Genomic DNA, 22,667 nt, shown 5'->3' with positions numbered 1-22,667 from the left:
CGCCGGATCCCCCGACTGATCACGCTAGGCGGAGGTCGGCCCGCCCGCATGCGGGGAGCGTCGCCGGGGAGGCGAGGGAAAGGCGGCGGGGGGAAGGCGGCGGGGGGAAGGCGGTCTCACGGGAGGGCGGTCTCACACCTCCTTCGCGGGCCAGTCCAGCAGCCGGGCCCCGATCACCGCCGTCTGCAGGGTGTAGCGGTGCATCGGGTCGGACGGGTCGGAGCCGGTCAACTGGTGGATGCGCTCCAGCCGGTAGGTGAGGGCGCGCACGCTCAGCGCGAGCCGGCGTGCCGTCTCGGCGGCGACACAGCCCGACTCGAAGTACACGGACAACGTCTTGAGCAGCGGTTCCGCCCCGCCCCGCGCTTCCTGGAGCGGCCCCAGCTCACTGCGCACCAGATCGGACATCGCCTGCCGGTCCCGGGTCAGCACCGGGTAGACCAGCAGGTCGGCGGAGTACAGCACCGGGTCGTCCAGGTCCATCCGGTCGGCCAGATCGAGGGCGTCGAGCGCCTCGTCGTACGACTGGACCACTCCGCCGGGACCCCGGTGGGCACGGCCGACGGCGACCCGGCCGCCGTCCGTCGCCGCGTGCGCCTGCTTGGCGAAGTACCTCAGGACGTCGGGCTGGCTGCCCGGCGCGATGCATATCAGCCGTCCGTCCTTCGTCGTGATGAGGATCTTCCGGCCGCTGAACCGGGCCAGCAGCGCCGACTCCACCTGCCGGGGCACGGCATCCGTCTCGGTGTACGCCTCCGGGCCCGCCGCCACCGCCACCGCGTGGGCGCGCGAGAGCCGCAGCCCGAAGCGGGTGGCCCGCTCCGCGAGCCGGCCCAGGTCGCTGCGCCCGTACAGCAGGTCGTCGATGAACTCCCGGCGGGCCGCCTCCTCCCGCCGCACGGTGAGCCGCTGGGCCCGCTCGAAGCCCTCCGCGAACGCGTCGACCGCCTGTTCCGCCGCGGCCAGCACGCACTCCGTGACCGCCGCCACGGTGGCCGCCGTGGCGCCGGGAGCGGCGCCCGGCCAGGCGGTACGGGTCTCCGCCAGGTGCATCCGGACCAGAGCGCGCAGCTGGTGTCCCGACTCCGCGGCCTGCCTGCCCAGGGACCGGCGGATCTCCAGCTCCTCCCGGGTGAGCCGCCGCCCGGTGACGGCCACTTCGCCCAGGATCTGGGCGTAGCCCTCCAGAAAGCTGTCGGGAATCTCCGGCTCAGGCACGGCCCGCCTCCAGTTCTGACTCGTTGCTGACATTTACCCAACGCTTATGGTCCGGTGCCGGTGCCCGGCATCGAGGACGGAGAAAGATTGCCGGACTCCGGCAGTGCGACGGCCCGTCACCGGATGGCACGCTCCAGTCAGCACCGATCGGGGGACCACGGGGGGAAACACGGGGGTGCTACGGGGGACGGGGGACGACCCGGCTGTTGCGGTACCGCTCCGGCGGTGCCGCAGCACCGCGGTCATCGCCGGACCGCGCGCAGACGCCGGCAAGTCCTGTCGGCGGGACGGCAGGGGGGGTGGAACCGATGAGTGAGTTCCTGACAGCGACGTTGTCCTTCCCGGCCGTTCTCTTCGCCGCGGCGCTCGTCGTCGTGATCGCCTTCTGGCTGCTCGTGCTGGCCGGGGCCGCCGACCACCACTCGTTCGACGCGGACCTCGACGCCGATCTGGCCGGGGTCGGCGGTGTGCCGGTCACCGTCTCGGTGTCCGTCATGGTGACCGTCGCCTGGTTCGCCTCGCTGACCGGTTCTGTGCTGCTGCACCGCAGCGCGGTCACCGGTACTCCCCGGGCCGCGCTCGCGCTCGGCATCCTCGTCGGCGCGCTGGTGATCGCCTGGGCCGTGGTGCGGGTGCTCGTGCACCACTTCCGCCGCTTCTTCCCGGACCAGCCTCCACCATCGCGCCAGGACTTCCTGGGCCGGGTGTGCACGGTCCGTACCGGCTCGGTCGGTCCGGACTTCGGCCAGGCCGAGGTCGCCGCGGCCGACGGGTCCACCGCGATCGTCCAGGTCAGGCAGTTGCGGCCGGCCGACGCGGAGCTGACCTCGGGGAGTTCCGGGCTGCTGTACGCCTATGACGACGCGGGCGAGTTCTTCTGGGTCTCGCCGTACGACAAGGCGCTCGACCCGGGGCCGCCGCAGCCGCTGCCCGCGCGCCGGCGCTCCGCTCCCGGCCACACCGGCTGAACCCCGCCGCGTTCGCGTACGGCCCGCCTCCACTGCCCGTCCCGACCGACCGTGTCCGCCGCGGTCCCGCTGCCGGTCTCCGTCACACGCCCGTGCCGCGGGTCCGCGCCGGATGTCCGTACACCGTCTCCGTACCGCGTGTCCGCACCTCCTGTGTGTGCTGCCGCGACCCGCTCGCCGGGGTGCTGAGCCGCGCGCCCCGCCTCCCCCTACCTCTCATTTTCCGTACCACCAGCCGCCAAGGACTGTCATGGAAGCCATCTCCTTGGGCCTCGGCCTGCTCATCGCCGTGGTCCTGCTCATCGCGATCGCCCTGCTGCTGATCGTCACCCGGCTCTTCCGCAAGGTCGAGCAGGGCAAGGCCCTGATCATCTCCAAGACCAAGAAGGTCGACGTGACCTTCACCGGTGCCGTCGTCCTGCCGGTGCTGCACAAGGCCGAGTCGATGGACATCTCGGTGAAGACCATCGAGATCCGGCGCACCGGGCGCGAGGGCCTGATCTGCCAGGACAACATCCGCGCCGACATCCACATCACGTTCTTCGTACGGGTCAACAAGACCGTCGAGGACGTCATCAAGGTCGCCCAGGCCATCGGGACGGAACGGGCCAGCGACAAGGTCGCGATCCAGGAGTTCTTCGCCGCGAAGTTCTCCGAGGCGCTGAAGACCGTCGGCAAGCAGCTGGACTTCGTCGACCTGTACACCAAGCGCGAGGAGTTCCGGGACCGGATCATCCGGGTCATCGGCACCGATCTGAACGGCTACCACCTGGACGACGCCGCGATCGACTTCCTTGAGCAGACGCCGATGACGCAGCTCGACGGCGCCAACATCCTCGACGCGCAGGGCATTCGGAAGATCACCGAGCTGACCGCGATCGAGCACGTGCGCACCAACGAGTACCAGCGCACCGAGCAGAAGGAGATCACCCGGCAGGACGTGGACGCCCGGGAGACCATCCTGGAGCTGGAGCGCCGCCAGGCCGAGGCCGAGATCAAGCAGCGCCGCGAGGTCGAGACGCTGCGGGCCCGCGAGGAGGCGGCGACCGCCCGGGTCCAGGAGGAGGAACGCCTCGGCGCCCAGGGCGCGTTCATCAAGACCGAGGAGCAGCTCGGCATCCAGCGGGAGAACCAGGCCCGGGAGATCGCGGTCGCCCAGAAGAACCGCGAGCGGGTCATCGCGGTGGAGAACGAGCGCATCGAGAAGGACCGGATGATCGAGGTCATCGGGCGCGAGCGGCAGACCGAGCTGAACCGGATCGCCGCGACGAAGGAGGTCGAGGCCGAGCGCCGCGAGGTCGCGGACGTGATCCGGGAGCGGATCGCGGTGGACCGTACGGTCGCCGAGCAGGAGGAGTCCATCAAGACGCTGCGGTCCGTCGAGGAGTCCGAGCGCACCCGCAAGTCGGTGATCATCGCCGCGGAGGCGGAGGCGCAGGAGCTGCTGGTCAAGGACATCAAGGCGGCGGAGGCCGCCGAGGCGGCGGCCACCCACCGGGCGGCCGAGCAGCTCACGCTCGCGGAGGCCCGGCTGAAGACGGCGGATCTCGACGCCCGTGCGAAGCTGCGGCTGGCCGAGGGTGTGCAGGCGGAGTCGGCCGCGGCCGGTCTCGCGGATGTGCAGGTGCGGGACGCGGCGGCCGAGGTCATCGAGAAGACCGGCCTGGCCGAGGCCGAGGCGACGTCCGCCCGGCTCAGGGCAGAGGCGGAGGGCGCGCGGCTCAAGGCGCTGGCCGAGGCGGAGGGTACGCAGGCCCAGGCGACGGCGGACGCGGCGATGATCGGCGAGAAGCTGAAGGCCGAGGCGGCGGGGCTCACCGACAAGGCGGCCGCGATGGCGGCACTGGACGACGCCTCGCGCGGGCACGAGGAGTACCGGCTCCGTCTTGCGGCGGAGAAGGAGATCCGGCTCGCCGGGCTCGATGTGCAGCGGCAGGTCGCCGAGGCGCAGGCGACGATCGTGTCGGCCGGGCTGGAGAACGCGGACATCGACATCGTCGGCGGGGAGTCGGTCTTCTTCGACCGGCTGGTCTCGTCCATCTCCATGGGCAAGAGCCTCGACGGCTTCGTCGGCAACTCGGACACGGCGAAGGCCCTGGCCGGGCCGTGGCTGAACGGCACGTCCTCGTTCACGGACGATCTGACGAAGGTGCTGGGCTCCGTGTCGTCGGGTGATGTGCAGAACCTGACGGTGTCGGCGCTGCTGATGCGGATGATGTCCGCGCCGGGGGCCGGAGGCGTGGGTGCGGACCAGGTCCGCGAGCTGCTGGAGCACGCCCGCGCGCTGGGCCTCGCGGACCTGCCGCTGAACGGGGTCGCGGCCGCGCGCAACGGTACGCCGGTCCCGTAGCCGGAGTCGGTGTCCTCGGTCGCCGGACGGGCTTGGTTTCGGCCCCGCCCGCTCCGGCGCCCCACCCCCGAGCGACACCGTGTCCTCGATCGCCGGACGGGCTCGATTTCCCCCTCCCGCTCCGGCATCCCACTCCCGGGCAACGCCGTCCTCAATCGCCGGACGGCCTTGATCTCCGCCCTCCGCGCCGTACATTCGCCCACCCCGTAAGGAGCCGCACCGCATGGACACCGGAACCCCGCCGCCCCCGGGCGGCCCCGTGGAGGCCGGGGCCTACGACGTGCTGCGGAGGCGGCTCGCCGCCCAGGCCACCGAGCTGACCCGCAGGGCCGAGGCGCTCAACTCCCGCCGCACCGAGGAGTTCGGCTCCACCGCCCTGCGCCTGCTCGGCGGCAACGAGCAGATCCGTACCGAGCAGCCCGCCATCCCCCGCGACCTCGTCGCGCTCTGCGGCCACCTGCTGTTCGGCTTCCAGCGCGGCCCCGGCCGGCGCGACGAGCCCAGTGTCGACGACGTACTCGCGCTGTACGACGCCGGGCTGGCCCCCGGCACGGACCCGCTCCTCACCGACGAGGCGTTCGTCCGCGAGTTCGACGGGCTGCACCGCTACTACCGGGACGCCCGGCTGCTGCGGCTGCGCCGTACCGACGGACGGCTCCTCGCCGTGTTCCGGACCGGCGACAGCGCGAAGGACATCCGCGTCCTGCGCTGGGCGCTCGACGCGGACGGCTCGCCCGGCGCGTTCCTGGACGCCCGGGGCGAGCGCGACCACGTGTTCCCGCCGTCGCACGACTTCACCTGGACCGCCGCCGGGCGCGAGGCCCACATCCCGGGCCGGCACCCGCACATCGCGATCGGCGGGACGGGCGACGGCGGCGACGCGCGGCTGTTCGTCTCCACCCTCGGCGGCCACCTCACCGTCAAGACCGTCAACGACACGGACACCCCGGACGGGATCTACCGGGAGCCGGTCACCGAGCCGCTCCAGTCGCTCGCGGACGCCGAGGTCGAGTACGCCGAGCTGGGCCCGCTGGTCCTGCTCCGCGTCCGCCCGTACAAGGAGGAGGCCGCCCGCCACCTGGTGTTCAACGCACTCCTCGGCACGGTACAAAGGCTGGACGGCATCGGCCCGGCCTGCCACCGGCTCCCCGAGGACCAGGGGATCATCTTCCCCGGCGGCTTCTACCTGACCACCGGCGCCGCCAAGACCTTCGACATCGCGCGGCCGCTCACCGAGCCGGTCTTCGAGGGGGCCGTCCGCTCCCCCAACGGCGAGGACGTGCTCTACGCGTTCCGGTCCGGGGACGGGGACGACGGCCGCAGCCTGCTGCTCCCGTACAACGTCATCCGCCAGGAGGTCGCCACCCCGCTCCAGGGACGTGGCCACGCCCTGCTCGACGACGGGACGCTCGTCCTCCTGCGGGACCCGGTGGAGGGACCGGACGCCGGACCGGCGCGGGTTCACCCCCTCCAGCGCTGGCAGACGCCGTACGTCTCCGACACCTACGCCGCCTCCCGCCCCGCCGGCACCGGCCCGCTGGCCCGGATCGGCAACGCGGACCTGGTGCGCGGCATCTCCGACTGCCTCGCGCTCGCGCACAGCGCCGAAGGGATGGCACCGACCGCGGCGGTCTACGCGCGGCTGGTGGCCGACTGCACCCGCGCGACCGACCGCTACCACTGGCTGAGCGACACCGAACTGGGCTCCCTGGCAGAGCCGTTGACCTCGCTGCGCGACACCGCGCAGCAGGTCCTCGCGGAGTTCGAGGGCGTCCAGGAACTGACCCGGCAGGCCGCGGAGGCGCTGGACGCGAGCGCGGAGCGGATCAGCGCACTGGTCCGCCGGGTACGCGGCGAGGCCCCGCAGTCCGCCGCCGACTGGGTCAACCGGCTCACCGAACTGCGCGGCGCCCACGGCCATCTGGCCACCCTGGGCGAGATGCGGTACGCGGACACCGAGCGGATCGCGGAGCTCACCGCCGCCACCGCGGACGACCTCGCCTCCGCCGGCCGGCGCGCGGTCGCGTTCCTGGCCAGGGACGACGCGTTCGCCGGCTACCACGCGGACATCGCCCGCCTCACCGAGGAGGCGTCGGCGCTCGCCACCGTCACCGACGCCGCCGCGCTCGGTGACCGGCTGACGGGGATGACGGACGGGCTGAGCACGGTCACGGACGTCGTGGCCGGGCTGGACATCGGTGACGGCGTGGTCCGCACCTCGATCCTGGAGCGGATCGCGGAGGTGCTCGGCGGGGTGAACCGCGTCCGTGCCGTCTTGGACGCCCGCCGCCGCGAGCTCCTGGACCACGAGGGCCGGGCCGAGTTCGCCGCCGAGTTCGCCCTGCTGGGACAGGCGGTGACGGGCGCGCTGGCCGCCGCCACCACGCCGGAGGCCTGCGACGAACAGCTCGCGCGGCTGCTGCTCCAGCTGGAGAACCTGGAGGCGCGGTTCACCGAGTTCGACGACTTCCTGACCGCGCTGGGCGAGCGGCGGACGGAGGTGTACGAGGCGTTCTCGGCCCGCAGGCAGACCCTTCAGGACGCCCTCGCCCGCCGGACGGAACGCCTCGCCCAGTCCGCCGCCCGGGTGCTGGACACGGTCTCCCGGCGCAGCGCCGCCCTGCCCGATGTGGACGCCGTCCACACCTACTTCGCCTCCGACCCGATGGTCGCCAAGGTCCGCCGCACCGCCGCCGAGCTGCGCGAACTCGGCGACGCGGTACGGGCGGAGGAGCTGGACGGGCAGCTGCTCGCGGCCCGCCAGGAGGCGGGACGGGCGCTGCGCGACCGCAGCGAGCTGTACGCGGACGGCGGGGCCACCATCCGGCTGGGCCGGCACCGGTTCGCGGTGAACACCCAGCCCTTCGACCTGACGCTGGTCCCCCAGGGCGACGGGCTCGCGTTCGCCGTTACCGGTACGGACTACCGGATGCCGGTCACGGACCCGGACTTCAGCGCGACCCGCCCGTACTGGGACCAGCAGCTGCCCTCCGAGTCCCCGTCCGTCTACCGGGGCGAGCACCTGGCCGCCCGGCTGCTGGCCGAGCACGGCGCGGACCGGCTGACCTCACTCGATCCGGCCGAACTGAGCTCTCTCGTACGCAAGTCGGCGGCCGAAGCGTACGACGAGGGCTATCAGCGCGGGGTGCACGACGAGGACGCCACCGCGATCCTGAGCGTGCTGCTGCGGCTGCGTGCCGGGGCCGGGCTGCTGCGCTGGCCGCCCGCCGTACGGGCCGCCGCCCAGCTGTTCTGGGCGCACGGCACGGACGGGGACCGGCGGACCTCCTGGACGCTCCGGGCCCGTTCGCTGGCCCGTGCCCGCGACACCTTCGGGCCGGCCCCGGCCGTCGCGGCGCTCCAGGAGGAGTGGGCCGACGCCATCGGGGGCGAGGGCGCGCGGGCTGTCGCCGGGTACCTCTTCGAGGAGCTGACCAGCGGCCCGGAGGGGTTCGTGACCAGCGCCTCCGTCCGCACCTTCCTGGACAAGTTCCGCCGTACGACCGGCACTTCGGCGTACGACGATGATCTCGCGGCCCTCGGGGACGATCTGCCCGCCCGCCGCCAGCTCGTCGAGGGCTGGCTCGCCTCCTACTCCCGCGCGAGTGGCGCGGAGCTGGACGCGGGTGACCTCGCGGAGGCCGTCGCCGTGGAGCTGTGCCCGGAACCGGCCGTGCGCCGGTACGAGGGCGAGGCCACGCTCACCGCGACCGTGGACGGACTCCTCGGCGTCCACCCGCGCATCGACCGGGGCCGGCTGCCGGTCCGGATCGACGAACTCCTCTCCCGTACCGACGAGTTCCGCGAGGTCACCGTCCCCGGCTTCCGCGCCTACCAGCACCGGCGCACCGCGCTGGCCGCGGCCGAGCGCGCCCGGCTGCGGCTGGACGACCACCGGCCGCGCGTGATGTCGGCCTTCGTCCGCAACCGGCTGCTCGACGAGGTGTACCTGCCGCTGATCGGGGACAGCCTCGCCAAGCAGCTCGGCACCGCGGACGCCGACCGGCGCACCGACTCGCAGGGCCTGCTGCTGCTCGTGTCGCCGCCCGGCTACGGCAAGACGACGCTGATGGAGTACGTGGCAGACCGGCTCGGCATGGTCCTCGTGAAGATCAGCGGCCCGAACCTGGGCCACGACGTGACGTCACTGGACCCGGCGCAGGCACGGAGCGCGACCGCGCGCCAGGAGATCGAGAAGATCAACTTCGCGCTGGAGGCGGGCAACAACACCCTGCTCTACCTCGACGACATCCAGCACACCTCCCCGGAACTGCTCCAGAAGTTCATCCCGCTCTGCGACGCCACCCGCCGGATCGAGGGGGTGCGGGACGGCGAGCCGCGCAGCTACGACCTGCGGGGCAAGCGGTTCGCGGTGTGCATGGCGGGCAACCCGTACACCGAGTCCGGGGAGCAGTTCCGGATTCCCGACATGCTCGCCAACCGGGCCGACGTGTGGAACCTCGGCGAGGTGCTGAGCGGCCGGGAGGACGTCTTCGCGCTGAGCTTCGTGGAGAACGCGCTGACCGCGAACCCGGTACTGGCCCCGCTCGCCGGACGCTCCCGCGAGGACCTGGCGCTGCTGCTGCGGCTCGCCGCCGGCACGGAACCCGCCGCCGCCGCGAACCGCCTGCAGCACCCGTACGCGCCCGCGGAGGTGGAACGCGTCGTCGCCGTGCTGCGCCATCTGCTCACCGCCCGGGACACCGTGCTCGCGGTCAACGCCGCCTACATCGCCTCGGCGGCGCAGACGGACGCGACGCGCACGGAGCCGCCGTTCCGGCTCCAGGGCTCGTACCGCAACATGAACCGGATCGCCGAGCGGATCGTGCCCGTGATGAACGACGCCGAACTGTCCGACGTCGTCGACGACCACTACGCGGGCGAGGCCCAGACGCTCACCACGGGCGCGGAGGCCGCGCTGCTGAAGCTCGCCGCGCTGCGCGGCACACTCGATCCGGAGCGGGCCGCCCGCTGGTCCGCGATCACCGCCGGCTACGTCCGCGGTCAGGCGCTCGGCGGCCCGGACGGCGACCCCGTGACCCGTGCGGTGGCCGCACTCGGGCTGCTCGCGGACCGGATCGCGGCGGTGGAGACGGCGATCGGCCGGGCGGCCGACCCCCGCCGGCTCCTCGCCGGGCCACCGTCCGGGACACCCGGGGACCAGTGACGGTGCCGATCGCCGGCGATCGCTAGGGCCTCCGGAAGGGAACAGGCATGCTGGGTCATGTGACCCCACTACCGCAGCAGCCCCAACGCTCCCCGTTCTCCGGCCACATGGTCGTCTGCGGCGACGACGCGCTCGCCCAGCGGCTCGCCGTGGAACTGCGCTACGTCTACGGGGAGCGGGTCACCCTCGTCCTGACGCCGGGGCCCGATCCGAGGCGGCCGGAGGTGGCGCTGACCGGTCGCGGACGGGCGGCGGCCCTGTTCGGCCGGATGTCCTCCGCGATGAGCCGCAACGGCGCGAACGGCACCGGGAACGCCGACAGCGACACCAATGCCGGGGTGGAGGCGGTGCGCATCCTCCAGGCGCACGAGCCGTCCGACGAGGCGCTGGAGGAGGCCGGTGTCGACACGGCCGCCGCGCTGGCCCTGGTCTACGAAGACGACGAGCGCAACATCCGCGCCGCGCTGACCGCCCGCAGGCTCAACCCCCGTGTCCGGCTGGTGATCCGGCTCTACAACCGCAAGCTCGGCCAGCATCTGGAGGCGCTGCTCGACCAGGCGGCCGCCGTCGCCTCTCCGGGGCTCGACCACACCGCGCTGGACGCCTCCACCACGGTGCTGTCCGACGCCGACACCGCCGCCCCCGCCCTCGCGGCGACCGCGCTCGCCGGATCCAGCAAGGTGATCCGGGCGGAGGGCCTGCTGCTGCGGGCCGCCGAACGCACCCCGCCCCGGGACGGCCAGGTCGCGGACCCGGGCCTGTGCACCCTGGCCCTGCTCTCCTCGACCACCCACGACCCGGCGGGCACGGAGGGCTCCGACAGCAGCGGCGACGAGGGCCCCCGGCTGCTGCCCGACCAGACCGAGGTGGCCGCGGCGACCGGGCGCGGCACCATCGTCCTGGAGGCCGTCAGCCGGAACGCCGCGGACGCGCGGACGCCGCGGATGGGGGGCCGGAGCGCACCGCTGAGCCAGTTCTTCTCGCGCCGGCTGCGCTGGTCCGCGCTGGGTGTCGGCACGGCCGTCCTCGGGCTCGCGGTGGCGTCCACGTTCACCACCGGGGACAAGCCGCTGCACGCCGCGTACCTGACCCTGCTCGACCTGTTCGCGATGGGCGACCCGGCCATCGGGGACCCGACCGCCCGCCAGATCATCCAGATCCTCTCCGGGGTGGCCGGGCTGATGCTGCTGCCGCTGCTGGTGGCCGGGGTGCTGGAGGCCTTCGGGTCGCTCCGCACCGCCTCCTCGCTGCGCCGGCCGCCGCGCGGACTGTCCGGACACGTGGTGCTGCTGGGCCTCGGCAAGATCGGCACCCGCGTCCTGGTCCAGCTGCGCGAACTCGGCATCCCGGTGGTCTGCGTGGAGGACGACCCGGATGCGCGCGGCATCCCGGTGGCCCGGCGGCTGCACGTGCCGGTGGTCATCGGGGACGTCACGCAGGAGGGCGTGCTGGAGGCGGCGAAGATCCGGCGTTCCCGCGCCCTGCTCGCCCTGACCAGCATCGACACCACCAACCTGGAGGCCGCGCTGTACGCCCGCTCGGTCAAGCCGAACCTCCGGGTGACGTTGCGCCTGTTCGACGACGAGTTCGCCACCGCCGTCTACCGCACCCTGCGCACCGCCCACCCGCAGGCGCTGACCCGCTCCCGTTCGGTCTCCCATCTGGCCGCGCCCTCGTTCGCGGTCGCCATGATGGGCCGGCAGATCCTGGGCGCGGTGCCGGTCGAGCGGAAGGTGATGCTGTTCGCCGCGGTCGAGGTGGCCGGGCACCCGCAGCTGGAGGGCCGGACGGTGGAGCAGGCGTTCCGGTCCGGCGCCTGGCGGGTCCTCGCCCTGGACGTCGCCCCGCCCGGCGACCGCCGCCCGGACCTGGCGGCGCCCGTCCCGCCCCCGCAGGCCCCGGGCGCCGGCACGGAACAGCAGCCCGGCGGCCTGGTGTGGAACCTGCACCCCGGTTACGTACTCCAGCCCACCGACCGGGTGGTCATCGCCGCGACCCGCCGCGGCCTGGCCGAACTGCTGCGCAGGCGGGGCTCGTTGACCCGTCAGTGACCGGTCACGACGAGCGGTCCCGGTCCGGACCCCCCATCGCCTCCCGGACCTGCGCCAGGGTCGTGTCGGCGATGGTGTTGGCGCGCTCGTTGCCGGCTCGCAGCACGGACCGTACGTATCCCATGTCCCGCGCGTACTCGGCCCGTCGGGCGCGCATCGGTGCCAGCCGGGAGTTGACCGCTTCGGTCACCGTCCGCTTCAGGGCGGCCGCTCCCCCGGCGCCGATCTCCTCGGCCACGGTGTGCGGATCGCGGCCGAGGCAGAGGGCGGCCAGCAGCACCAGGCCGGAGACACCGGGCCGCCGCTCGGGGTCGTAGCTGATGTGCCGGTCCGCGTCCGTGGTGGCGCCCTTGATCAGGCGCGCCGTCTCGTCCGTACCGGCGCCGAGCGCGATGGAGTTGGCGCGGCTCTTGCTCATCTTGGTGCCGTCGGTGCCGAGCAGCTGCGGCACGGCGGAGAGCAGCGCCTCTGGTTCCGGGAAGACGGGCCCGTACCGCTCGTTGAACCGCCTGGCGACGGTCCGGGCCACTTCGAGGTGGGGCAGCTGGTCCTTGCCGACCGGCACCAGATTGCCCTTGCAGAACAGGATGTCGGCCGCCTGGTGGACCGGGTAGGTGAACATCAGGCCGCTGACGGAGTCCTGCCGGGAGTGCGCGATCTCGTCCTTGACCGTGGGGTTGCGGCCCAGCTCAGCGACCGAGACCAGGCTCAGGAACGGCAGCATCAGCTGGTTGAGCGCGGGCACGGCGCTGTGGTTGAAGATCACCGAGCGTTCCGGGTCGATGCCGGCGGCCAGGTAGTCCAGCAGCAGCCCCTCCATCGTGGCGGTGAGCCGATCTGCGACGTCCCGGTCGGTCAGCACCTGGTAGTCCGGGATGACGATGAACGTCTCCACCCCGAGGTCCTGGAGCCGCACCCGGTTGTGGAGCGTGCCGAAGTAGTGCCCGAGGTGGAGCGCCCCGGTCGGCCGGTCACCGGTCAGGACCCGGAACCTCTCCGGGGACCGCCGGATCCGCTCTTCCAGCGAGATGTCCGGCGCGGCGTCGGCGTCGGTCGCGAGCGCGGTCGCGGTCGTGGTCGTGGTCATGAGTGGTCTCTCCTCGCGTCGGTGTGTGCGTGGAGGACGGCCCACCGGGCGGGAAGCCCGTACCGGAAAAGGGCAGAGAAAAAGGGCCGTCCGTATCGAACGGCCCTGGTCCCGCGCGGAAGAGGTGGCCGCTCCTAGAAGGAGCGCCACCAGTTCCGGCACGGTACGGAGGTCATGACGCGATGGTAACGCGCGCTGACGGCCGCGTCACGGCACTTCGCGCCGCCCCGGGCGCGGCCCGGGCCCTCCCAGCCCTTGGCCGCCGCCGCATCGGGGGAGCGGACTCCCCACTGCCCTTCCGGCGCGGGAGGCGCTGCCCGGTCGCCGCGGCCCGCACGCGCGAGTCCCCGTCACGCCCCCCGGAGCAGCCCGACCGTCCCCGCCAGGCCCTCGTCGCCGTGGCCCTGGGCCACCCGCCGCCGCATCAGGTCCATGTACGGGGTGAGCAGCCGGGGGTCGACCGACTGGCCCGCCGCCGTGCCCAGGAGGGTGTCGTTGGCGGCCGCCATCATGGCGAGGTTGGAGACGACCCCTTCCGTGTAGTCGCCGCTCTCCAGCTGGGCGGCCATCTCGGGCGCGGAGCCGGCCATGGCGCGCAGCCAGTCCGTGAGCAGGGTGGCGAACGCGGTCCGGTCGAGGTCCTTCTCGCCGTCCACCAGGGCGAAGGCGTGCGCGATGCCGGCGAACATGCCGGTCATCGCGCTGAGCAGGGCGACATCGTGCAGCGCCGCGTGGCCCGGGTCGTTACCGGTGAACTTCGCCCCGGCGGGGGCCTCCAGCGTTGCGCGGTGGCGCTCGAACAGTGCCTGGTCGCCGCTGTAGAAGACGTATCCGCCGGTCTCCGGGTGGCCGATCATCGGGGGTACGGCCATGATCCCGCCGTCCAGGAAGCGGGCCCCGCGCGCCTCGGTCCGGGCGGCCAGCTGCCGGGCCTGTTCCGGGGTGCTCGTGGTCAGGTTGACGATGTCCTTGCCGCTGAGGTCGACGCCGTCCAGGACCCCGGCCACGGAGGTGTCGTCCAGCAGGCAGAGCACCACGGGGCCGGTGGCCGAGGTGATCGCCCCGGCCGGGGTGGCCGCCGTGCGGGCGCCTTCGCGGGTCAGCGCGTCGGCCTTGGCGGGTGTGCGGTTCCAGACGGTCAGCGGGTGCCCGGCGGCCAGCCAGGCGTGGGCGAGGGCGGTGCCCATGTCACCGAGGCCGAGGAGGGTGACAGGAGCTCGGGAAGAAGTGTCGTGGTCCATGTCCCACAGGCTCGTATCCGCCCGGAAGACGATCAAGTACGCACAATTTTGTAGGTGGTTACCTTAAACTCAGCGGGTGACCCGGCGAGACGGCTACGTGTGCGGCATCGACGCGGCGATCGACGTGGTCGGCGGCAAGTGGAAGGTGCTCATCCTGTGGGCGCTGGACGTCGAACCCTGCCGGTTCGGTGAGCTGCGGCGCGCGATTCCCGGCGTGACGGAGAAGGTCCTCGCCTCACATCTGCGCGAGCTGGAGACGGCGGGCATCGTCTTCCGCGAGGAGGCCTTCGAGGGAGCGGTACGCCGCGTCACGTACGGCCTCACCCCGCTCGGCACGTCGCTGAACGCGGCGCTGGCCCCCCTCGGGGCGTGGGGCCGGGAGCACCTGCTCGGCGGGCGGAGCCCACATGCCGAAAGCGCCGGAAGCCGGTCCTGACCCTCCCGGACGCTCACTTCCCGGCGTGCTCGCCCACGTAGAAGAGGATCCAGACGAAGCCCGCGAACAGATGCGTGGCGAAGATGTAGATGAAGACGCGCAGCGCGACGCCGCGTTCCTTCCAGGCCTCGCTGCCGCCGCCGTAGTCGCGGTCCTCCGCCCCGTCGGGGCGCGGCGTGCCGTCGTCCGCGCGGCCGGTTCCGCTCATGTCCGCTCCCGTCGGCCCGGGGCTCGGGCGGCCTCCGTACCCGTTCAGCGTACTCAGACCCCGCACCGGAGGGTCCCGTGGAATAGGGAGGTGGGGCACTCCGTTGTAGGGTGTGTTCACATAGTTCAACGTTCAACAACATTGGAGGCGGGCGCCATGCAGTTCGGGATCTTCACCGTCGGGGACGTCACCACCGACCCGACGACCGGGCGGACACCGAGCGAGCACGAGCGGATCAAGGCCACCGTCGCCATCGCGCGGAAGGTGGAGGAGGTCGGCCTCGACGTCTTCGCGACCGGCGAGCACCACAACCCGCCGTTCGTCCCGTCCTCCCCCACGACCACCCTCGGCTACATCGCCGCCCGCACCGAGAAGCTGATCCTTTCCACGTCCACGACGCTGATCACCACCAACGACCCGGTGAAGATCGCTGAGGACTACGCCACGCTCCAGCACCTCGCCGACGGCCGCGTCGACCTGATGATGGGCCGCGGGAACACCGGACCGGTCTACCCCTGGTTCGGCAAGGACATCCGCCAGGGCATGCCGCTCGCCATCGAGAACTACGCCCTGCTGCACAAGCTGTGGCGCGAGGACGTCGTCGACTGGGAGGGGAAGTTCCGTACCCCGCTTCAGTCCTTCACCGCGACCCCGCGCCCGCTGGACGGCGTGCCGCCGTTCGTCTGGCACGGCTCGATCCGCTCCCCGGAGATCGCGGAGCAGGCCGCGTACTACGGCGACGGCTTCTTCCACAACAACATCTTCTGGCCCATCGAGCACACGGCGAAGATGGTGAACCTCTACCGGCAGCGCTACGCCCACTACGGGCACGGCACCGCCGAGCAGGCCATCGTCGGACTCGGCGGCCAGGTGTTCATGCGGAAGAACTCGCAGGACGCGGTACGGGAGTTCCGCCCGTACTTCGACAACGCGCCGGTCTACGGGCACGGCCCCTCGATGGAGGACTTCACCCGGCAGACGCCGCTGACCGTCGGCTCCCCGCAGGAGGTCATCGAGCGGACGCTGTCCTTCCGGGACACCGTCGGTGACTACCAGCGGCAGCTGTTCCTGATGGACCACGCGGGGCTGCCGCTGAAGACCGTCCTGGAGCAGCTCGACATCCTCGGCGAGGAGGTCGTACCGGTGCTGCGCAAGGAGTTCGCCGCCCTGCGGCCGGCCGGGGTCCCCGAGTCCGCGCCCCTGCACCCGGCCGTCGTCGCCGCCACCGCCCCTGCCACCGCGAAGGAGAGCTGACACCGTGTTCGCCACCGAACCACTGAGGATCGTCGCCGTCTCGGCCGGGCTGAGCAGCCCGTCCTCGACCCGGCTGCTGGCCGAGCGGCTGGCCGGGGCCGCCCGGGAGCGGCTGGAGTCCGAGCAGGACCGCCCGGTCGAGATCCGGGTGATCGAGCTGCGCGACCTCGCCGTGGAGATCGCCAACCACCTGGTGACCGGGTTCCCCCCGGCCGCACTGGAGGAGGCGATCGGCGCGGTGACGGGGTCGGACGGGCTGATCGCCGTCAGCCCGGTCTTCACCGCCTCCTACAGCGGGCTCTTCAAGTCGTTCTTCGACCTGGTCGAGAACACCGCGCTGACCGGGAAGCCCGTCGTCGTCGCGGCGACCGGCGGCACCGCCCGGCACTCGCTGGTGCTGGAGCACGCCATGCGCCCGCTCTTCGCCTATCTGCGGGCCGTCACGCTGCCGACGTCGGTGTACGCGGCGTCGGAGGACTGGGGCTCCTCCGGTGACGAGTACGCCGACGGCCTGCCGGCCCGGATCCGGCGCGCGGGGGGCGAGCTGGCGAGCGCGATCACCGGCGGCCGGGCCGTCTCCGGGGCGTCCAGGAGCCTCGGCGTGGACGACGAGGTGGTCCCGTTCGCGCAGCAGCTCGCCGGACTCGGGCAGGCCTGACCGGCCCGAGTGCCGTGGTTTCATCCGGTTTGACTACAGTTGGTCGGGAGGGTGCGCCCTCGGCAGTCCGTACGGCGCACCCGTGCAACGAGCCGAACCGAGCTGGAGGCAGAGATGGGCAGGATCGTGGTGGGCGTTGACGGCTCCGAGTCGTCGATCAAGGCACTGCACTGGGCCGTACGCCAGGCGGAGCTGACCGGTGACACGGTCGAGGCCGTCAACAGCTGGGAGTACCCAGCCACCAGCTGGGCGTCCATGATGCCGGGCCTGCCGGAGGACTTCGACCCGCAGGCCCTGGCCACCGTCTCGCTCACCGAGGCGCTGGAGGAGGCACTCGGCGCCGTGGGGGCCGCCGCGATCAGCAAGGTCGTGGTGATCGGCAACCCGGCGCAGTCCCTGCTGGACCGGGCCGAGGGCGCGAACCTGCTGGTGGTCGGCGCACGCGGATACAGCGGCTTCAAGGCCACCCTGCTCGGCTCGGTCAGCCTGCACGTCACCCAGCACGCGGCGTGCCCGGTGACGGTGGTGCGCAGCTGACGCGGGAGGCGGTGCGCGGCTGAGACCGGACACGGCACGCGTACGGGGCGGGCCCGCACGGTCATCACGACCGCGCGGGCCCGCCCCGTACCGTCAGAGCGCCACCACGTCCGCCACCGCGCAGGCCACGTTGTCGGGGGCGCCGGCCGCGGCGGCCAGCGCGAGCAGCTCGCGCACCGCCGTGCCGGGGCCGTCCGCCCCGGCCAGCACCCGGCCCAGCTCCGTACCGGCCACGACCGCCGAGAGCCCGTCCGAGCAGAGCAGGTAGCGGTCAGCGGGGCGGGCGTCCCGTACGTCCAGATCGGGTCCGGAGCCGGATGATGCGCCTCCGCCCAGCGCCCTGAGCAGCAGCGCCCGCTGCGGGTGCGAGGCGGCCTCCTCCTCGGTGAGCGAGCCGTCGTCGATCATCGACTGGACCAGGCTGTGGTCGTGCGTGATCCGGAACAGCTCGCCGCCGCGCAGCAGATACGCCCGCGAGTCCCCGATGTGCACGAGCCCCAGCTGCGCGCCCGTCCACATCAGCGCGGTCAGCGTGGTCCCCGACTCGTCGGGCGCCGCGCTTCCGTCGCTGTCCGCCACCGCGTCCCGCACCGCCCGCGCGGCCTGCTCCGCCGCGTCGTGCAGCAGGTTCAGCAGCTCGGCGGCCGGTACCGCTCCCCGTGCCACCGGTTTCAAGGCCTCGATCGCCGCCGTGCTCGCCCCCGCACCGCCCGCGCCGAACCCGTCGGCGACCGCGAGCAGCCGGGCACCGGCGTACACCGCGTCCTGGTTGGTCTCCCGCACCGCACCGGTCTCCGTGCGTGCCGCGTACCGGATTCCGAGCGTTCCCACCTGAGTCATGGCTTCCTCCGTCGACAACTGGTCGATGAGGAAGGCCGCGAGATCGCGCCGGGCCGCCGTCTCTGCCTCGACCTGCGCCCAGTACCCCCGGATCGCCGCGGCGGCCGCACCGTCGTCCAGCGCGATCACCTCCGTGATCCGGGCGAGCGGCATGCCGATCCGGCGGAGCCAGGCCACCAGCCGGGCCGTCCGCGCCTGCGCCGGGTCGTAGTACCGGTAACCGTTCACCGGGTCGACCAGGGCGGGCTCAAGCAGGCCGAGCTCGTCGTAGCGGCGCAGCGCCTTGGCCGACAGCCGGGACAGCCGGGCGAACGCCCCGATCGTCATCAGCGGCGCTTCGGGCCGCCGCCCGCGCCACTCGTCCGTCACCTCGTGCACCCCGTGCCTCCTCATACCGGGCGGTGCTCGCCCGGCACGCCGATCCTTGGCCTTCCCCCGCGGAGAAGGTCAAGGATGGCTCACGGAGGGATGCGGCGGAGGGCCGTGGCAGGGCCCTTCAGTCCCGGCGGGTGTAGAAGGCGTAGTACGCCGCCGCCAGCATGCCCGCGCCGGTCAGCAGCCCCAGCACGGAGGCCGCGAGGACGCTCTTGCCGGACAGGCTGTAGAGGAAGCCGATCGAGCCGCCGAAGAGGACTCCGTAGGCCGTCGCCGCCAGTCCGACCGGCAGCCGCTTCTGTACCCGGCCCAGTCCGAAGCAGAGGGCGGCGAGAACGGCGCCGGAGATCAGTCCGAGGGCGAGCTGCCCGCCGGTGAGTACACCGCCGCCCCGGACGATGGACGTCGCGTACCAGCCGAGGACCACCCCGAGCGTGACGGGCAGCGCCCAGCTGAGGTTGGACCGGTGCTGGGCACGCGCTCGCACTCCGCGTGCCTGCACAGAAGCATGTGCGGCCATGACGGGAAGCTCCTTCCGTCGCCCCCTTCTGTCCCCCTCCAGGTCACACCTGGGCGCGCCGACCGGCAACTCGAATGGCTCACGGCCCGAGCGTTCCCGCCCGATCGGTCACGCGCCCCGGCGGGCCGGGGGCTCGGACCGGGGCGGGAGCAGCGGCCACCTGGCTGAATGCCTCATCACTGCCTCGGTCACCGCAGGATCGCGCGACCGTGCCATCAGCCCGTCCAGGAAGGCGTTGGCCGCCGCCTCGTACAGGCTGTCCAACGCCCGGCTGCGGGCTTCCACCGCCTGCCAGCGCTGTTCGGCACGGTCCCCCGCCGTCTCGGCGAGCGAGCGGGCGCGGTCGGCGGCCGCACGTGCCTCCTCCCGCTGCCTGACCCGGTCGGCCCGGCGCTCCAGCGCCGCACGGTACGCGTCCAGGAAGGGGTGTTCCCTGAGCAGTCCCAGCAGAAAACCGACGCCTCCGGACAGGAAGAGCAGGGACACGAACATCCAGGTGACGGTCTGGGGCAACAGGTGGAGTCTGTCCGCCAGCGTCGACTGTCCCGCGAGGCCCTCCGCGCCACTGAAGTCACCGAGGTCCGAGGGGACGTCGACGGGGTCGGGATGCTGGAGCACCAGTCTGGCCCGCAGATCGCCCAGGGCCCACCCGGAGAATCCCCAGACCCCCAGCAGGGCCAGTGCCGGAAAGGCGGCGGCCTTGACGGAGCCGGTCGCCTGGCGGCCCCGCAGGGTGCGTCCGGCCAGGTGCGGCAGGAGCACCATCAGTACGGCGGTGGAGATCGCCAGCGTGCCGGACAGGAATTCGCTGCCCGTGCTGCCCGTGCCGTGGAAGGGCTGGTAGGCGATCCAGTAGATCGGTATCTCGACCGCCGCGATGGCGAGGAGCACTCCCCACGTCATCCACGAGGGCATACCCGGACGAGCGGGCATGCCCTCCCAGCCCGGGTCGGGCGGCGGCACCACTCCGCCCACGAGCTGCCGCTCCGGCCCCGTCCCCCGTATCGGGACCGTGGCGGTGGACGGCTGGGCGCCGGGCGCGTGGCCCTCGGAACCGAGCGACTGCCAGCCCTCCTCGGCGAAACCTTCGTCGGGCGCCGGTGCGGGCCCGGTCCCCGGTTCTCGCTCGCCTTCCCTTACGGGGTTCGCGCCGGGGCCGGCCCCGGGTGGTGTCCCGTCCGGACGGGACACCTCGTCCTCGTCGTCCGCGGGGGCGACGTCGCGGAACCGCGCCTGGATCCAGCTGACCTCGACCTGCTCCCGGACCCTGTCGCGGAACAGCTCCCATCGCACCGCCCGAGCAGCGAGCCGGTTCAACTGGCCCCAGGAGGCCCGGACCTGCTCATCGGCCTCCCGCACCAGGTCGTCCCGCAGCCGGAGCTCCGTCTCCGCCGCGTCGACCTCCGACTTGGCCCGCGAGTCCTCCACCAAGGCCGCCTTCTCCACCTCCGCCGCCTGCTCCGTCAACCGCCCCTGGAGCGTGTCGCGTACGGCGGCGAGTTCGGCGAAGTAGGGCGCCCGGCCATCGCTGTTGAGCACCCAGGGATCGAACACACCCGGCCGGGCGGTCCGGCCGCGCACCGCGGGCACTCCCCTGCCCGCGGCCTCCTTCGCGCCGTGCCGCCGGGCCGTCCTGAGCAGGCGTCGCTGCTGCCCGTCCGTCACGACCATCGGGAGGCGTACAGAACCCGTCGGATCCGTGGCCCGCCGTTCCGCATCCCGGCGGGTCGCACGAGCACGCAGCGGGCCCGGGATCCGGGACCGCCGCCGGCGCGGCTCTTCGGGATCACTTCCGGTAGTCGTCGTGGACATGCGCCTTCGCCCTTCCGCTCAGGATCTCGGACCAGAACGCGTCGAACGGCTGGTACTCGCCCGGTTTGGCGTCATGCCGCATGCCGTAACCGACGGGATAGACGTTCATCCCCGCGATTCCCGGTACGCCCCGGTCGTCGAGCAATTTCTCGACCACCTGTTCACGGCTCTTCTCGGTGGTGATCTCACCTACCCTGAGTGTGAATTCGGGGTCGGCCTGCTCGAAGTCGCTCACCACCAGCAGACTTGGCGTCCCCTTGCCGGACGGCATGGCGTCGCCGATCCGTGCCAGGGCCCCCAGCACGTCGGAACCCCCCTGGGTACGGGCGCACTTCAGCATGGTGACCGCGCCCTTGAGCGCCAGGATCCGCGCGGTCCTGCGCATGCTCTCGTGATCGGAGGTCGCGTCCCCCGGCGGGTCGAGATCGACGTCGCCGACCCGGCAGGAGGACGTCTGTGACGAACGGGTGACCGGCACGAACGCGAGCGTGCCGCAGTGCCGTCCGGTCAGAAAGGGGACCAGCGTGGACTCGAGTTTCGCCTTGGCGTCGAAGCCCTTGCCGTCGGCGTCTCCGGAGCCCGATCCGTCGATGACGAGTCCGCACGGCGTACGGAGAGCATCGGCCTCGGCGGACGAGGAGCAGCCGGCAGTGGCCGCGAGCACCGCGGCGAGTACCAGGGTGGGGACGAGGCGCCGGAAACGGCCGGACCCGCGGGACAGCCGGGTGGCGGGTGGACGGCCGGGCGAGCAGGGCAGCTTCATGAGAGTCTCCGTGTGCGTGCGGTGGTTCACCGTTCTCTGGCAGTAGTCGCTCCGGAGTCGGTCTCTCCGAAAGTCGTGTCCCGGGACATCGAGCCCCGGCGAGTCCCCGGTGTTCGCGGGCGTCGCCGCGGCCCGCGCCGGGGAGGCGTCCGGCTTCGGGCGGATCATCCTCGCCCACGTTCCGGATCCGCCGCGGCGGCCCTTGGGGGGATTCCGGACCCGGCGCCCCTATCGGGCTGTGCGTCGAGAATGGCCAGCGCACGGACCACCGGGTGGCCGGACGGGCCGGGAGCCGGCGCCGGCCACAAGCCGCCGTCCGCCCACAGCCAGTCGTCGGTGCGCCGCCAGGACTCGTCGAGATCGACGCGGCCGGGCAGCAGCCGCAGGTGTCTCGCCGTGAGCGGCCCCTCAGCCGACGGCGGCTCCAGGCTGATCAGGACGGCGTCCCAGTAATGGGCAAGCCGCTGGTTCGCCTCATGGGTCAGGACCGTGGCCCTGCCTCGGCACACACTGGCCGAAGTCCGCCACACACCGATGAGTTCGCCGTACCGGGCGAGAGCGGCCGGCGTGGGGTTCTGCCGCACGTCGTACTGGGTGACCACCCGTACCGACTCGGCGTGGATCCGTGCGCACAGCGCGCGTTCACCGTGCAGCAGCCGCGAACGCAGCTGGTCGGCCCCGCGCGACGCGCTTGCCCGTATCCCCAGCACATGGGGGGTCAGCAGCTGCGGGTACGGATCGGCGTCCCGCTCCCAGGTGTCCGGGTGCGGCAGCGAATCGAGCCGGACCCGCAGGCCCGGTGCGTCCTTCCGCCCCTGCTGCCGGTCGTGGAACGCCGTGGTCCGGCCGGGCCAGGCGTACCGGGCCGAGCTCCTGAACCGGTTCGTATCGATTCTCATTGCGCATTCCCTTCCCCCGTCACAGTTCCCTTTCGGTAGCTTCCTTTTCATTCCGAAGCCAAAGCCGAAGCCGCATCAGGAGCACGGAGCGTAGCCGACGGAAAAAGGCAGATTCCCGGCCTTTCGCCCAGGCATTCGCCCCGGCGGGGGCTTTCCCGGAAGACATCCGGAATCGGCCCGGAGACCGACCGGAATGCTCCCGGAAACGCCCGGAGATGCACCGGAAGAAATGAGCGGCGATCCGTCCATTCCCCCGATACTCGATTCCGACGGTGATTGCCGG

The 22,667-nt window shown here is 72.6% G+C and carries 16 protein-coding genes and 1 pseudogene; 8 read left to right on the top strand and 9 right to left on the bottom strand.

The window, feature by feature from the left end; translation table 11 throughout:
• Nucleotides 1–132 precede the first annotated feature (132 nt).
• Nucleotides 133–1,218, bottom strand: a complete 1,086-nt coding sequence (locus ACIP89_RS19705; protein WP_402115909.1) for a PucR family transcriptional regulator — start codon at nucleotides 1,216–1,218, stop codon at nucleotides 133–135.
• Between the two features lie 308 nt (nucleotides 1,219–1,526).
• Between ACIP89_RS19705 and ACIP89_RS19700 the strand changes: the two genes are divergently transcribed.
• The 4 genes from ACIP89_RS19700 to ACIP89_RS19685 all read left to right on the top strand — a co-directional run bounded on the left by ACIP89_RS19700 (nucleotide 1,527) and on the right by ACIP89_RS19685 (nucleotide 11,754).
• Nucleotides 1,527–2,186 (top strand): hypothetical protein, encoded by a 660-nt coding sequence (locus ACIP89_RS19700; RefSeq protein ID WP_401924640.1) that lies wholly within the window; start codon nucleotides 1,527–1,529, stop codon nucleotides 2,184–2,186.
• A 250-nt stretch (nucleotides 2,187–2,436) separates the two neighbouring features.
• The gene (locus ACIP89_RS19695) at nucleotides 2,437–4,536 is read left to right on the top strand and encodes a flotillin family protein (protein ID WP_401924642.1); all 2,100 of its coding nucleotides are present in this window, start codon (nucleotides 2,437–2,439) and stop codon (nucleotides 4,534–4,536) included.
• A 223-nt stretch (nucleotides 4,537–4,759) separates the two neighbouring features.
• Nucleotides 4,760–9,703: a DNA repair ATPase gene (locus ACIP89_RS19690; RefSeq protein ID WP_402115907.1), complete on the top strand. Its 4,944-nt coding sequence runs from the start codon at nucleotides 4,760–4,762 to the stop codon at nucleotides 9,701–9,703.
• A gap of 47 nt (nucleotides 9,704–9,750) precedes the next feature.
• Nucleotides 9,751–11,754: an NAD-binding protein gene (locus ACIP89_RS19685; protein WP_401924647.1), complete on the top strand. Its 2,004-nt coding sequence runs from the start codon at nucleotides 9,751–9,753 to the stop codon at nucleotides 11,752–11,754.
• A gap of 4 nt (nucleotides 11,755–11,758) precedes the next feature.
• On the opposite strand, the gene trpS is transcribed toward ACIP89_RS19685, so the two are convergent.
• Both trpS and ACIP89_RS19675 read right to left on the bottom strand, forming a co-directional pair.
• Nucleotides 11,759–12,841 carry a tryptophan--tRNA ligase gene (gene trpS / locus ACIP89_RS19680; RefSeq protein ID WP_402115905.1) on the bottom strand — a complete coding sequence of 361 codons (1,083 nt, stop codon included), beginning with the start codon at nucleotides 12,839–12,841 and terminating at the stop codon, nucleotides 11,759–11,761.
• Nucleotides 12,842–13,191: 350 nt separating this feature from the next.
• The gene (locus ACIP89_RS19675) at nucleotides 13,192–14,082 is read right to left on the bottom strand and encodes an NAD(P)-dependent oxidoreductase (RefSeq protein WP_402115903.1); all 891 of its coding nucleotides are present in this window, start codon (nucleotides 14,080–14,082) and stop codon (nucleotides 13,192–13,194) included.
• Between the two features lie 76 nt (nucleotides 14,083–14,158).
• Between ACIP89_RS19675 and ACIP89_RS19670 the strand changes: the two genes are divergently transcribed.
• Nucleotides 14,159–14,518, top strand: coding sequence for a winged helix-turn-helix transcriptional regulator (locus ACIP89_RS19670; RefSeq protein ID WP_402115902.1), 360 nt, complete (start codon nucleotides 14,159–14,161; stop codon nucleotides 14,516–14,518).
• A gap of 13 nt (nucleotides 14,519–14,531) precedes the next feature.
• On the opposite strand, the pseudogene ACIP89_RS19665 reads toward ACIP89_RS19670, so the two are convergent.
• Nucleotides 14,532–14,651, bottom strand: a pseudogene (locus ACIP89_RS19665) (DUF6126 family protein); the annotation flags it as partial.
• Nucleotides 14,652–14,882: 231 nt separating this feature from the next.
• Here ACIP89_RS19665 and ACIP89_RS19660 point away from each other — a divergent pair.
• The 3 genes from ACIP89_RS19660 to ACIP89_RS19650 all read left to right on the top strand — a co-directional run bounded on the left by ACIP89_RS19660 (nucleotide 14,883) and on the right by ACIP89_RS19650 (nucleotide 17,175).
• Nucleotides 14,883–15,980: an LLM class flavin-dependent oxidoreductase gene (locus tag ACIP89_RS19660; protein WP_401924656.1), complete on the top strand. Its 1,098-nt coding sequence runs from the start codon at nucleotides 14,883–14,885 to the stop codon at nucleotides 15,978–15,980.
• Between the two features lie 4 nt (nucleotides 15,981–15,984).
• Nucleotides 15,985–16,638, top strand: a complete 654-nt coding sequence (locus tag ACIP89_RS19655; RefSeq protein ID WP_401924659.1) for an FMN reductase — start codon at nucleotides 15,985–15,987, stop codon at nucleotides 16,636–16,638.
• A gap of 114 nt (nucleotides 16,639–16,752) precedes the next feature.
• Nucleotides 16,753–17,175: a universal stress protein gene (locus ACIP89_RS19650; protein ID WP_401924661.1), complete on the top strand. Its 423-nt coding sequence runs from the start codon at nucleotides 16,753–16,755 to the stop codon at nucleotides 17,173–17,175.
• A gap of 93 nt (nucleotides 17,176–17,268) precedes the next feature.
• On the opposite strand, the gene ACIP89_RS19645 is transcribed toward ACIP89_RS19650, so the two are convergent.
• From ACIP89_RS19645 to ACIP89_RS19625, 5 genes are all read right to left on the bottom strand, one after another.
• Nucleotides 17,269–18,342 carry a MerR family transcriptional regulator gene (locus ACIP89_RS19645; RefSeq protein ID WP_402116154.1) on the bottom strand — a complete coding sequence of 358 codons (1,074 nt, stop codon included), beginning with the start codon at nucleotides 18,340–18,342 and terminating at the stop codon, nucleotides 17,269–17,271.
• A 169-nt stretch (nucleotides 18,343–18,511) separates the two neighbouring features.
• Nucleotides 18,512–18,910, bottom strand: coding sequence for a hypothetical protein (locus ACIP89_RS19640; protein WP_401924663.1), 399 nt, complete (start codon nucleotides 18,908–18,910; stop codon nucleotides 18,512–18,514).
• Nucleotides 18,911–19,018: 108 nt separating this feature from the next.
• Nucleotides 19,019–20,581 (bottom strand): hypothetical protein, encoded by a 1,563-nt coding sequence (locus ACIP89_RS19635; RefSeq protein ID WP_402115901.1) that lies wholly within the window; start codon nucleotides 20,579–20,581, stop codon nucleotides 19,019–19,021.
• Nucleotides 20,582–20,696: 115 nt separating this feature from the next.
• A complete protein-coding gene (locus ACIP89_RS19630; RefSeq protein ID WP_401926270.1) occupies nucleotides 20,697–21,485 on the bottom strand; it encodes a hypothetical protein in 789 nt (262 codons plus the stop codon).
• Nucleotides 21,486–21,649: 164 nt separating this feature from the next.
• Nucleotides 21,650–22,384: a hypothetical protein gene (locus ACIP89_RS19625; protein ID WP_401924671.1), complete on the bottom strand. Its 735-nt coding sequence runs from the start codon at nucleotides 22,382–22,384 to the stop codon at nucleotides 21,650–21,652.
• Nucleotides 22,385–22,667 lie beyond the last annotated feature (283 nt).

This window comes from Streptomyces sp. NPDC088730, from assembly GCF_044751215.1.
In the GTDB taxonomy this organism is placed as follows: Bacteria; Actinomycetota; Actinomycetes; order Streptomycetales; family Streptomycetaceae; genus Streptomyces.
This window is presented reverse-complemented; position numbering and strand designations above follow the sequence as displayed.

Bases quoted from the DNA above. Each gene is read 5' to 3' on its own strand.
- ACIP89_RS19700 (WP_401924640.1), top strand. From the start codon at position 1,527: ATGAGTGAGTTCCTGACAGCGACGTTGTCCTTCCCGGCCGTTCTCTTC.
- ACIP89_RS19695 (WP_401924642.1), top strand. From the start codon at position 2,437: ATGGAAGCCATCTCCTTGGGCCTCGGCCTGCTCATCGCCGTGGTCCTG.
- ACIP89_RS19690 (WP_402115907.1), top strand. From the start codon at position 4,760: ATGGACACCGGAACCCCGCCGCCCCCGGGCGGCCCCGTGGAGGCCGGG.
- ACIP89_RS19685 (WP_401924647.1), top strand. From the start codon at position 9,751: ATGCTGGGTCATGTGACCCCACTACCGCAGCAGCCCCAACGCTCCCCG.
- trpS (WP_402115905.1), bottom strand. From the start codon at position 12,841: ATGACCACGACCACGACCGCGACCGCGCTCGCGACCGACGCCGACGCC.
- ACIP89_RS19675 (WP_402115903.1), bottom strand. From the start codon at position 14,082: ATGGACCACGACACTTCTTCCCGAGCTCCTGTCACCCTCCTCGGCCTC.
- ACIP89_RS19660 (WP_401924656.1), top strand. From the start codon at position 14,883: ATGCAGTTCGGGATCTTCACCGTCGGGGACGTCACCACCGACCCGACG.
- ACIP89_RS19650 (WP_401924661.1), top strand. From the start codon at position 16,753: ATGGGCAGGATCGTGGTGGGCGTTGACGGCTCCGAGTCGTCGATCAAG.
- ACIP89_RS19645 (WP_402116154.1), bottom strand. From the start codon at position 18,342: ATGACGATCGGGGCGTTCGCCCGGCTGTCCCGGCTGTCGGCCAAGGCG.
- ACIP89_RS19640 (WP_401924663.1), bottom strand. From the start codon at position 18,910: ATGGCCGCACATGCTTCTGTGCAGGCACGCGGAGTGCGAGCGCGTGCC.
- ACIP89_RS19635 (WP_402115901.1), bottom strand. From the start codon at position 20,581: ATGGTCGTGACGGACGGGCAGCAGCGACGCCTGCTCAGGACGGCCCGG.
- ACIP89_RS19630 (WP_401926270.1), bottom strand. From the start codon at position 21,485: ATGAAGCTGCCCTGCTCGCCCGGCCGTCCACCCGCCACCCGGCTGTCC.
- ACIP89_RS19625 (WP_401924671.1), bottom strand. From the start codon at position 22,384: ATGAGAATCGATACGAACCGGTTCAGGAGCTCGGCCCGGTACGCCTGG.